11 protein-coding genes are annotated in these 12,014 nt (G+C 39.9%); 5 read left to right on the forward strand and 6 right to left on the reverse strand.

Features of this window, described 5'->3' with window-relative positions:
* Positions 1–691: 691 nt before the first annotated feature.
* Complete coding sequence (locus CALSC_RS17430) at positions 692–2,131, forward strand: S8 family peptidase (protein ID WP_088242573.1); 1,440 nt, start codon at positions 692–694, stop codon at positions 2,129–2,131.
* Between the two features lie 144 nt (positions 2,132–2,275).
* On the opposite strand, the gene CALSC_RS17435 is transcribed toward CALSC_RS17430, so the two are convergent.
* From CALSC_RS17435 to psbQ, 4 genes are all read right to left on the reverse strand, one after another.
* Positions 2,276–2,638, reverse strand: a complete 363-nt coding sequence (locus CALSC_RS17435; RefSeq protein ID WP_088242574.1) for a hypothetical protein — start codon at positions 2,636–2,638, stop codon at positions 2,276–2,278.
* A gap of 625 nt (positions 2,639–3,263) precedes the next feature.
* The gene (locus CALSC_RS17440) at positions 3,264–4,121 is read right to left on the reverse strand and encodes an alpha/beta fold hydrolase (protein WP_088242575.1); all 858 of its coding nucleotides are present in this window, start codon (positions 4,119–4,121) and stop codon (positions 3,264–3,266) included.
* A gap of 63 nt (positions 4,122–4,184) precedes the next feature.
* The gene (locus CALSC_RS17445; protein ID WP_088242576.1) at positions 4,185–5,324 is read right to left on the reverse strand and encodes an NAD(P)/FAD-dependent oxidoreductase; all 1,140 of its coding nucleotides are present in this window, start codon (positions 5,322–5,324) and stop codon (positions 4,185–4,187) included.
* Positions 5,325–5,575: 251 nt separating this feature from the next.
* Positions 5,576–6,043, reverse strand: coding sequence for a photosystem II protein PsbQ (gene psbQ / locus CALSC_RS17450; RefSeq protein ID WP_088242577.1), 468 nt, complete (start codon positions 6,041–6,043; stop codon positions 5,576–5,578).
* Between the two features lie 368 nt (positions 6,044–6,411).
* On the opposite strand from psbQ, the gene CALSC_RS17455 reads away from it, so the two are divergent.
* Positions 6,412–6,849 carry a hypothetical protein gene (locus CALSC_RS17455; protein ID WP_088242578.1) on the forward strand — a complete coding sequence of 146 codons (438 nt, stop codon included), beginning with the start codon at positions 6,412–6,414 and terminating at the stop codon, positions 6,847–6,849.
* Between the two features lie 483 nt (positions 6,850–7,332).
* Here CALSC_RS17455 and CALSC_RS17460 read toward each other — a convergent pair whose 3' ends face one another.
* Entirely contained in the window at positions 7,333–7,806 is a 474-nt protein-coding gene (locus CALSC_RS17460) for a DUF2656 domain-containing protein (protein ID WP_235006827.1), read from the reverse strand.
* Positions 7,807–7,938: 132 nt separating this feature from the next.
* Here CALSC_RS17460 and CALSC_RS17465 point away from each other — a divergent pair, with 132 nt between their 5' ends.
* The 3 genes from CALSC_RS17465 to CALSC_RS17475 all read left to right on the forward strand — a co-directional run bounded on the left by CALSC_RS17465 (position 7,939) and on the right by CALSC_RS17475 (position 10,777).
* Positions 7,939–8,343: a thiol-disulfide oxidoreductase DCC family protein gene (locus tag CALSC_RS17465; RefSeq protein WP_088242580.1), complete on the forward strand. Its 405-nt coding sequence runs from the start codon at positions 7,939–7,941 to the stop codon at positions 8,341–8,343.
* A gap of 97 nt (positions 8,344–8,440) precedes the next feature.
* On the forward strand, positions 8,441–10,132 hold the full coding sequence (locus CALSC_RS17470) for a sodium:solute symporter family protein (RefSeq protein WP_088242581.1): 1,692 nt from the start codon (positions 8,441–8,443) through the stop codon (positions 10,130–10,132).
* Positions 10,133–10,288: 156 nt separating this feature from the next.
* Positions 10,289–10,777, forward strand: a complete 489-nt coding sequence (locus CALSC_RS17475; protein WP_200817669.1) for a pentapeptide repeat-containing protein — start codon at positions 10,289–10,291, stop codon at positions 10,775–10,777.
* 30 nt (positions 10,778–10,807) lie between these two features.
* Here the strand turns inward: CALSC_RS17475 and CALSC_RS17480 are convergent, their stop codons facing one another.
* Entirely contained in the window at positions 10,808–11,638 is an 831-nt protein-coding gene (locus tag CALSC_RS17480) for an RNA-guided endonuclease InsQ/TnpB family protein (protein ID WP_235006828.1), read from the reverse strand.
* Positions 11,639–12,014: the final 376 nt, after the last annotated feature.

Raw genomic sequence — 12,014 nt, forward strand, 5'->3', positions numbered from 1 at the left:
ATTGATTACCGTAGAGTGTATGACCGAGAAAGAAAAGGATACAAGCCCCCAAATTTATTTGTGGAAAAATTAGAAATAATTGTGCCGCGATGCGTAGCACAAGGCGCAATAATTCCTTATTTCAAGCCCCTCGATTTATCGATGGGGTAACTGATAACTGTTAGCGTAGCTCCTCTGTTAGCGCAGCTCTCCCGGAGGGAGCAAGAGGCTAACTGATAACTGATAACTGAAATGAACCTTGGATAAATATTGTATCCAAAATAAGGCTGATAACGGATTGTGATAATATCGTAATTTATATATTTATATTTACTTGATTGTTACTTATTTATAGCAATGGACATATTGGTTAGGACAATATTGTTCGACTCAAAAACTGTCAACCATTAACCACTAACCGCCAACCGCCAACTGCCAACCACCAACTAACAACTAACAACTAACAACTATCAACTATCAACTAAAAAACGTCCTAACTTGGCTGGCTATAGCTATAACTGCGTTTATGTTGTCTGTGGGTAAGTCCTAGACTTATATCCACTATAAAATTGTAGGCAAACCAGCAGTTTTTTTTAATTATTAATAGTAATTGTTAGCAAGAGGAAGTATTGATATTTTGCATAATTTTGACAGTGTTTCTTAACATTATGATGCTGTCCTAACAATTACTATTGAGGAGGATACAACCGCAATGTCTAATAGTTATAATACTAGCCATCCTTTAGATAGAGGAGGGCTAACAATTAATTCTTTCTCCTCAGTCAATGAATTAACTTCCCAAAAAGATGATGGCTTACAATTAACTAGTTATAGTAGTTCTAGTTCAGAAGTAGGCACTGATGAAATTCTCAGTGCTGGATATGACAATAATTCTGGTTATGGTTTAATTGATGCAGGTAAAGCAGTTGGTAAAGCCATTGGTGAGGATAGCTTTACTGATGTTCCTGACGAGGGTGGGAATGATTGGGGTGCAGATATGGTAGAAGCTCCAGAAGTTTGGGAGCGAGGACATACAGGAAAAGGAGTGATTGTTGCTGTTTTAGACACTGGGGTAGACTATGATCACTTAGATTTGAATGACAATATTTGGAGAAATACCAAAGAAATTGCTGGTAATGGCATTGATGATGATGGGAATGGTTACATTGATGATGTCTACGGCTGGAATTTTAGTGGTAATGATAATGATGTGTTAGATAGAAATGGTCATGGGACTCACGTTGCTGGCACAATTGCTGGGGAAAACAATGATTTTGGAGTAACTGGTATTGCTTACGATGCCCAAATTATGCCAGTTAAAGTGTTGGATGACTCCGGCTCTGGTAGCTATAGTTCAGTTGCTGATGGCATTTATTATGCAGTAGATAATGGAGCTCAGGTAATTAACCTGAGTTTAGGTGGCTCTCGTTCTAGTATCCAGCTAAAATTAGCCATTGAATATGCCAACAGTAAAGGTATAACTGTGGTAATGGCTGCTGGTAATAATAGTGATTCTGAACCTGGGTATCCGGGACGTTACGCGGATGAATTCGGTATTGTTGTGGGGGCTGTTGATAGCGATAATCAGATGGCTAACTTTTCTAACCGTGCCGGTGATGATAACTTAGCTTATGTTACAGCCCCAGGAGTGGATATTTACTCTACGGTTCCCAATAATAGATATGATTCTTATAGTGGTACTTCTATGGCGACTCCTCATGTTGCTGGTGTGGTAGCACTAATGCTGAGTGCTAATCCCAATTTGACAACAACTGAAATACGTCAAATCATCACTGAAACATCAGGAAATAATACTCAAACAACAGCAACTACTAGCTGGGATTTTTCCAGTTATTTGTCTTCTAGTACAACAGATAGTTTGCACAGTAGTACTATTTCAGGGCAGAATTTTGATGTCTCAAATATCCAGAGAACTAATCAAAAATTGTCTGCTATCAGTGATGTTTTTTCCTCTAATTCTACAGTCAATGCTCAAGAATGGAACTATGAGCAGAATCTCAATCAAGCTGGGGATAAACAATTTAGCGCTAGTGGCAATAACGACAATGATTATAATGATTGGGCAAGTATTATTGAAGGAATTGCCAAACAACTAGAACCATATCAACAATGGTTAGATTTTTTCTTTTAATATCCGTTTTGAATGCCCATAAAGCGGTATTTAAAACCGGGTTTGTGAATATTTGAAAAAACCCGGCTTTTTTATCTGGATGGCGATAAATAGGCGAACATAACATTTTGTTGGGCAGTGAATTGCCATGAATTCACTATTAACTTAGCCAATATCATCAGCAGAAGTATTGACCTTCATACTCCAAGGTTCTCCCTCTCCTTGAGGGGGATGAATATTTATTTTAGCGTTATTTGTAAATTTGGTTAAAGTCATGCCTAGTTGAAATAGTATATGTTGTACGAACCAGTAACTTTTATGGTTGTGACAAACAATTTCTAATGCGAGTACGCCTGTATCTGTGGAAAAATACCAATGACAACTGGTGAGCAAGTTACGAGAAATGGAATCGCAAGCTTGGAAAAATTTCTTGCCAATGGATTCTTCTAATTGTCTCAGTAGTAACTGATCCCGTAGAGAAATTTCATAGATAGGTAGATCGTCGGAATAAAGAGAGGACTTGTACATAGGAATTTTCCCATTATTAATCAGGGTATTTTGGTTCGCCTATCGCCCTTTGGCTTAACTTATCTCCCTGGGGAATATCGCCAAATTTAATTCTCAGTTTAGGCTGATGATTCGTTTTTGCCAGCCTCTATGTGATGATCTGTTATCTACACCTTTTATCTACTGATGAGATCAACGATTATAATAATACTCAGTAATTATAATTTAGATGTTCAAAGCCATAATATATTAGAGTCTAGCAATTACAAATACAACAAAAAAAGTTCCTTTTTGTACATGAAGACATAATTAACAATGTCACTGTACTGGGATGATTTTTCACATCCATTGCTGAATAAAATCTTAAACTTGCATATAGCGATCGCAGAGTTGGTCACAATACCTGCAAAATATTTAGTTATGGTGTCCATCGCCAACATTTGTTGTCAATGTATAGTGTTAAACAGATATTAGGGGTGATAAAACCCCTACTTTGGGGAAAATTCAGGGTTCTGGAAAAATCAGATGGTGTTCCCAGGTAAATAGTAGCTGTGTATTTTCTACTAATTATCTCAGCATATACACCAAATAATAAGTATTAGTTTCTACACTGCAAGTTTTTTCGCAAATTCCAGGTCGAGAATATTCAATTTTGATTCGCTGCAGAACGGCGTACAAATGGTAAAAGGTCTTGCAAAATCGTTTCGTGGTAATGTTCTTGGGGATAATGTCCGACTTTGTTAATACGAACCAATTCCCGGTTAGGTACTGATTTCACAAAATTCTCTGCCATGTTCACATCTAGCCAAGGATCCATTGTTCCCCATTGCACCAAAATAGGTTTATCCCACTCCTTAAACCCAGAGTCAATTTCCTCCATCGATTTTGCTAGCTGTAAATTACGAATAGTAGCCAGTAAACTACGTCCAGATGCAGAGGTTTTGAGAAAGGGTTTGCGGTAAATTCCTAAATGTTGTTCATCAATTACATAACGGCTACCACCTTCTAGGGTGCGGTCAACTAATAAAGGGTCTTGAGTCATCATGTCCCCTGCTAGAGGTAGACCCATTTGTTTAATTTTCCAAGGTAATTTAGCGGTGGGTGCAATGGGGGTGTTGAGGATGGAAATGTTGGTAATTTTTTCGGGGTGACGTAAAGCATATTGCAACCCTACAGAACCTAAAAAGCCTTGTACAACTAAAGAAAATTTTTCCAATTCCAAGGCTTGAATAAAGTCTGCTAAAGCTGTGACAAAAGCATCAGGAGTGTAAACAAAATCCCTTTGATCCGGCTTGGAAGAAAAACCACAACCAATCCAATCTGGTGCGATCGCTCTTGTTCCTTGCTGTGCTAATCCTGGTAGTATATCCCGCCAACTATAACTTTGGGATACTAAACCATGTAGTAAAACAACTGGGAATAAATTACTTTGACCTATGGGTTCTGCATGACGGTAAAACCATTCTAGGGAATTTATGGTGATTTTATGTTCTGTGATTGACATTTATTTAATTCGCGTACCAGACGCACCAGGGTTACGGATAAAAGTTGTATGATTGGGAGATTTTTATTGATTAGAGATTATCATCTCACGAATTGCGATCGCTGTGGCAGGTGCGAGTAAAACGCCGTTGCGATAATGTCCTGTGGCGAGGAGAACGTTAGTAAATCCTGGTAATCGATCTATGATTGGTGCTGGTCTACTTTGAGGACGGGGACGTAAACCTGACCAACTGTGGATAGTAGTGGCTGTAGCTAATGCTGGGCAAAATGCGATCGCTTGTTCTAAAACTGTCTGTAATAGTTCTGGTTGGGAGGGAATTTCCTTGCTACTCTCCGGAGGAAATTCTACGGTTGCTCCCACCCAATAATCCCCATTCCCCAGGGGAACTATATTCACGTCATTACCAGTAATTACTGGCTGAAATTCGGGATTACCTAAAGGGTTTGTCAATCTTAGTTGTAAAGCTTGTCCTAATACGGGACGAATATCAACAAACTGGTTTAACTGAGCCGTTAAGGGGGAGGAACCCAGCCCAGCAGCAATTATGAGATAATCAACGGCAATCCTTCCTGCACTGGTTTCAATGGCATTACAGGACTGGGAAATTTCTGGGGATGGAGATACTACACCCAGCACCTCCACACCAAATTTAAACTCCACACCCTTATGCTTTGCTGCTTCAACTAAAGCTATGGTTAAAGCGGTGGGATTAATTTGACGGTCTTGGGGAGAATAAATAGCACCAGTAATACTAGTGTTATTACTTATTTGAGGACAACGTGTTTGTAGTTGATGACTGTCCCAAATTTCCAGATTCCAGCCTTGATGGCGGCGAATTTCTACCAGACTTTCCCACTTGTCTAAATTCTCTGACGGGAAACACAAACTAAGGATTCCTTGACGATTACAGGGGATGGAGCGACCTATAATTGATGTCAATTCTGGGAGTAAGGTTTCATACCGTTGTAAACTAGCTTGTCGCAGTTTCCAAGCCTTTCCCTTAGCCTTATGGCTAATAACACCCATTAATACACCCAAAGCTGCACCCGTTGAACTTGGTGATACAAACTGAGTTACAGCCACATCTGGGAATTTAGGAGGAGGAAGCTGATCGAGGACAGTAATATTTAAACCTGGAACTTGACTAAGTTCATAAGCAATTGTAGCCCCAACTACACCACAACCAGCGATCGCGACTTTCATATTTTTTGCTGAGAACAACTAGGAGAGAAGGAGGGAAAGAGAGAAGGGGGGAAAGAGAGAAGGAGGGAAAGAGGGAAAGAGAGAAGGAGGGGAAGAGAGAAGGAAGGAAGGAGGGAAAGATAAAAAATCTTAACTCCCAACCATCAACCATCAACCCTCAACCCTCAACCCTCACTCCATCACTCCATCACTCCATCACTCCATCACTCCATCACTCCATCACTCTCCCACTCTCCCAATCCCTTTCAATTCTAACTTTCTTGGGATTCAGGAGTTGTATCGGGAAGTAATTGTAGGAATCTTTCAATATCTGCATAAGCAGCTTGGTAATTCCTTGCTGCTAACATCGAATTAGCATTACTAGCCCCTTGATCAATTTTGACTAAGTCATTAAATAATTGCCGTGTGACCTTTCTCGCATTGGGTTGATCATCGGCTAATAAGTTAGAAGTAATATACTTCATAGCCAGCCTAGCTTCAGCCATCGGACCATGAATAAAGTTACCAACCTTTACCCACTCATTATTGCGAATTAATTCTTGTAATTCTTCCGAGCGATCGCGTACAGCTATTAGAGGAGGTAAATATTCTTGAATCTTTTCTAATTGTGCAGGGGTATAAGTAGGAGGTGGTGTAGCAATATCAGGACTACCGCAACTGATAAGGAATGTGGTCAACAATACCAAAATTAAAGATAGGATAGAGCGTTGACGAACCATAAACTGAGGGTATTTTTTTCTATTAACAGTGTCATTTTAGATCGACACGTGTAACTTCTGGCTAATAAAAGGGAAGGATGTTACTGAAATTTATGACTCAGACGGAGATATTTTTTTTAAACCAGTAGATTTTTTGTGTTTTTTATGATAAAAATTAAGTATAATTACTCAGCTAGTAGCTAGATAGTTCATAGGTACTTGCATGTTTACCTAGCAATTAGTTTCACCAAGATTGTGAGGAAAATTTGATTGATAGTTGCGAAAATTAAACAGTTATTGATAAGCTTGTACACCAATATTCATCTTTCTATTAGTTTTCCGATCACATCAAAATCAAAATTCATAGGCATAACTTGGGAGAGTGGTTAGTGAACGCAGCAGAGATGGCGACAAACCTGGAATTTGCCAGTAAAATTGCTACGATAGTTAATTTATTCAAATTGGAGTTTCCTGATGCTAAATCAGATTTAAAGCCTTGGTGCAATGATCCAGAAACTTTGGATTTAGTAGATCCAGACTCCATAGATATGGGATTTCATTTTCCAGGGGTGAGTAAATCTTGGCGCAGTCGCAGCATTTTAATTCAGATTCGTTTTTATCAGGATCCATTAAATGAATCCCCTCGTCGAGCAATTGGGGTAGAAATTGCAGGATTTAATCATTTAGGTGAACAGTGGCGACTTTCTACGGTCAATGATTGGAGTTTTGTGGGGAAAACAGAACCTTCAGTGGAAATCAGGGATAAGTTAAAGGAATTTTGTCGCCAAGTTTTGCAGGTGTTTAATCAAAAAAGTGAAGACCTGTAGAATCCGACTTTTCACGGGAAGTCCTAAAACACTTGTAAAGGTAGTCCCGATGAAATATTTTTTACCATCAAGGATGAAAATAACTCTTCCCTATCCCTCAACACCTAACACCTAACCCCTATTTTCTAGCTAGGGCTTGCTGAAAAAGTCTTTTGGTGGGGGTAGGGAGCAGGGAATAGGGAGTAGTTCCAGCCTCTTTATTTCTATTCTTTTTGCCAGAGAAATAATAGATGCAAGGATTTTAAACCTAAAATCCTAATTTCCTCGCACGCCCTTCCCCCAATAAAATAGCCTCAAAGCATTGATAAATCAATATTTTTCAGTTATTCAGTAGACCCTAGCTAGGGTGTAGGGTATAGGGATACACTCCACACCCTCTGACTTTTCCACATACCGTGAAAAAATCGCCCTACAAAGGCGAGGCTTTAGACCCATTATTTTCAGTAATACCATTTTGGATTTTAGATTTTAGACTTTGGATTTTTATCTTGATTCCTTCCATTCCACCTTAAAAATGCTCTCAGGTGGTTTGTTGGCGATCGCATTTCCCCAACCGATTGCAGCCAAGAAATTACCTCCATTACTAGTTTCCACCACATCTACACCCCATTCTCCTGGATGTAATGAATCCGGGGAAGTACTCATGGCTGGTGTTGTTTTGATACCCCCTAAAATTAAAATATCTGGCAGATGATCATCATTTTGAATCTGCTCTTGACGTAATTTTGCCAAAGCATTGGCATAATATTCTCCCATTTGTGCAGGGAAATATTTATCAGTATCAAATAAAACTTCAACTATCCAATGGGGATTACTTACTAATCGACAATCAGCGATATCTTGCAATCCATCGATAAACACCTGAGAAAATTCCTCCCGACTCAAAGCTGGGAGAATATCCTCAGAAAGATCAAAGTTATGGGATAGCAACATTCGTGCTTTTACGATATTAGTCACAGAGATGTACCTTGAACGCCCTCATAAAATTTATATATCATTCCCAGGGCTTAATTAGTTTGAGGAACTTGTGAGGATATATGCTGATTTAAAATGGTAATTAACTAAATTAGTGGGATTAAAGGTATTTCTATGGGTTATCACGTTATTTATGACGGTAATTGCAATCTCTGTGTTACCCTGGTACGATCGCTAGAAAAATTAGACCAAGGAAAATTATTTAGTTACACCCCCATGCAAGATGAGCAAACTTTGGCACAGTGGGGAGTAACACCAGAAGATTGTCAAATGGGGATGATTTTGATTGATGGTAATGCTCCAGAAAAACGTTGGCAAGGTAGTGATGCAGCAGAGGAAATTGGTCGATTATTACCGATGGGAAGTGTATTTGTAGATGCTTATCGAGCTTTACCTGGAGTCAAAAAGTTAGGTGATCAGGTATATGCACAAATCCGCGATAACCGATATAACTTGTTTGGCAAAAGAACTACTACCTATACATCGAGTTTTTGTAGTGATGGTAACTGCAAGGTGTAACAGAGTTAGATGTTGATATTTGTCACTTCTATTTTTGTCTAAGACTTCCAGGCTGATACAATCAACCCCTGATACAAACATAAATCATTGATAAATCATGCCCGTTGAAGCTTGGACGACTGTTTTTGTCATTATCTCATTTATTCTCTATCTCTATATAGGTTGGCGTTCCCGAGTTAAAGATAGTAAAGGCTTTTTTGTTGCGGATCAAGGTGTGCCAGCAATCGCTAATGGCGCAGCAACTGCTGCTGACTGGATGTCCGCCGCCTCGTTTATCTCTATGGCGGGGATTATTTCTTTCTTGGGTTATGATGGCTCTATTTATCTGATGGGATGGACAGGGGGATTTGTACTGTTAGCCCTACTATTAGCTCCCTATCTCCGCAAATTTGGTAAATATACTGTTCCCGATTTTGTCGGTGATCGTTATTACTCAAATGTAGCACGTTTGGTCGCAGTGGTTGCTGCTATTTTTGTTTCTCTCACCTATGTCGCTGGACAAATGCGGGGGGTGGGAATTGTATTCAGCCGCTTCCTACAAGTAGATATTGGTACGGGTGTATTAATTGGCATGATCATTGTGGCTTTCTTTGCCGTTTTAGGGGGAATGAAGGGTATTACCTGGACACAAGTTGCCCAATATACAGTATTAATTATTGCCTATTTAATCCCAGCAGCTGCGATCGCTTGGACACTAACAGGGAATCCCTTCCCTCAGTTGGCTTTTGCTGGTAGTGACATCGTAGATAAACTCAACCAAGTACAGGTGGATTTGGGGTTCTCGGAATACACTAAACCCTTTGCCAATAAATCCCAGTTGGATGTCCTCTTAACTACTATTGCTTTGATGGTAGGGACAGCAGGATTACCCCATGTAATCGTCCGTTTTTATACGGTTAAGTCTCCCCGTGCAGCCAGATATTCTGCTGGTTGGGCTTTACTTTTCATTGCCTTACTTTATACCACTGCTCCGGCTTTATCTGCCTTTGCTCGCTACAACCTCATAGATAACTTACACAATAAAACCACTACTGAAATCCAACAATTAGACTGGGCAAAAAAATGGGAGAATACCAAGCTTTTAGCCTTCTCCGATAAAGATAACAATGGAAAAATTGAACTGAAACCAGATAAAGAAAAAAACGAAATCAAAATTGACCGGGATATTATTGTTCTGTCCACCCCAGAAGTAGCCAATTTACCCCCCTGGATTATTGCCTTAGTCGCAGCAGGAGGACTCGCCGCCGCATTATCTACTGCATCGGGATTATTACTAGTAATTTCCAGTTCCATCGCCCATGATGTCTACTATCGTTTGATTAACCCTGGTGCTTCTGAACCCCAACGGGTCATGGTGGGTCGAATTATGGTAGGATTTGCCATTGCGATCGCTGGTTATTTTGGTGTCAATCCTCCTGGTTTTGTGGCACAGGTGGTGGCTTTTGCCTTTGGTTTAGCAGCAGCAAGCTTTTTCCCTGTAATTGTTCTAGGTATATTTGATAAGCGCACCAACCGAGAAGGAGCAATTGCCGGGATGATTGTGGGTTTGATATTTACGACAATCTATATTGCTGGTGTTAAATTTTACGGTATGTCTCCCTGGTTTTTCGGAGTTTCTCCGGAAGGGATTGGTAGTATTGGCATGGTGCTGAATTTTATTGTGACTTTGGTGGTTTCTCGGCTCACACCACCACCACCATTAGCAGTACAGGAAATGGTGGAATTTTTACGTTCTCCCGAAGATGGAGTTCCCGCACTCGCAGATATTGGTGAAGACGAGTTGGATTAATCAATCTTAGAGTTTAAGGTGCGTTGTGATCCAGTGCAGCGCACCAGTTATGAATAATCCCTAATTTACCAATATTATCAACAAGACTTTGCAGTTCCCTGACTACGAGGTTTAATAGTTAATGGTAAAAGTATTGAGATTTGTTAACTGAAGATGATGAAATACTTGCGGGTACTGGTGGCGTTTGTCTTAGCCTTACTGATTCTGTTCTCCCCACTATCAGCACAAGCAGCTAATAGACGTGCAGCAGGAACCAAAAATTTGGCAAATAAAGACTTTTCCGGCAAAAGTTTAATTAACTCCGAGTTTAGCAAACTGAATTTAGAGAATAGCAATTTTAGTAACGCCGATTTGCGGGGTGCTGTGTTTAGTGGCTCTTTATTAGCTGGCTCAAATTTGCATGGCATGGATTTCACGTATGGGATTGCCTATTTGGTTGATTTTAAAGGTGCAGATTTAACAGATGCCATATTGAAAGAAGCCATGATGTTATATTCAAATTTTGATGATGTTGACATCACAGGTGCTGACTTTACCGAATCAGTGATTGATGGAGTCCAATTGAAAAAACTTTGCGATCGCGCTAGTGGGGTAAATCCTAAAACTGGGGTTTCCACCCGCGAATCTTTGGAATGTGATATCTAGTTAAAAAATTAGGGAATGTGGAGAGGTAAACTACCCACACTGACCCGAAGCGGTTACAGTGTGGGCTTTTAGTAGCCCTGAACTGTCTGTGCTGAGACTACAACACAAACAGTTCGAGCCTCCAGGCTGGTTTACTCTTGTGGGTATCTCCTCCGGAGAGACTCCGTCAACGCCACTTCCTACAACGGGGGGAACCCCCGCAACGGAGTGGCTCACAAAAACAGCCCCAATAGCAGATATATTCTTGCTACCGTTATAGTCGGCATCCCCACTCCAAGAACAAGTCTCATTGCTACATTTGAAACGTTTGTCAGAACGCAGTCCAATATGTAGGCATTGATGGCAAGTTTGACTTGTCCAAGCTGGAGGAACAGCAATTATTTCTACTCCAAATTGAATGGCTTTGTATTCCAAGAAAGAACGCAACTGATAAAAAGACCAAGAGTTTGAACGTCTACGTTCTGTTTTACTTCTTGGTTTTTGATTAGTTCGCGCCCGTATACCCGTTAAGTTTTCAATTGCTACTGCTGCATTATTTTTCAATGCGTCCTGAACTATAAACTTGCTGATGTTGTGGTTTAACCATTGCTGGAATCTTCTCTCCTTGCCCGACAACCGTTTCAAAATCTGTCTTGCCCTGCGGCGAGTGGATCTTGTGCCTTTCGTAGCTTTTTTCTGGAGAGATGCCCGAACTAAAGAAAACTTGTCTCTAACATCGTTGATTTGCTTTCCATCCCACTTATCACCATTACTAGTTACAGCAATGTCACGACGACCAAAATCAATACCAATTACGTTATTAGATTTGATTGGTGTTGGTGCTTTGTCTTTAATTTGAATGTGGATGTAGTATTGTATCAAAGACTTATGATTAAGACTGCAAGGGGCAGGTAAGCCACTGCGTTGTGCGGGTTAAGCGCATTGTAGCAAGTGGCGCGAACCGAAGTGGTGCAGGGAGAAAAAGAGTTTTAAGATGTTTGCACCATGATCCGAATCATAAGTAATCTCCCGAACTTGATCTGACTTGTGGTTTATATATATTTTTTTATAGTTTATTGACTAAAAGTGGCTTTTAGTAGATGATGAAATAAACAGTTGAATTGTCACAGACAGAGCTAAAATCCATTAAGTATTCTCAATATTGAGAGACTATTTGAAACAAGTTTGCAATCTCAGTCACATAGAATAATTAATAGATTGCAGAGATATATATTGTCTATCTGTACAAATGAAAGTA

Source organism: Calothrix rhizosoleniae SC01, assembly GCF_900185595.1.
GTDB lineage: Bacteria > Cyanobacteriota > Cyanobacteriia > Cyanobacteriales > Nostocaceae > Calothrix_A > Calothrix_A rhizosoleniae.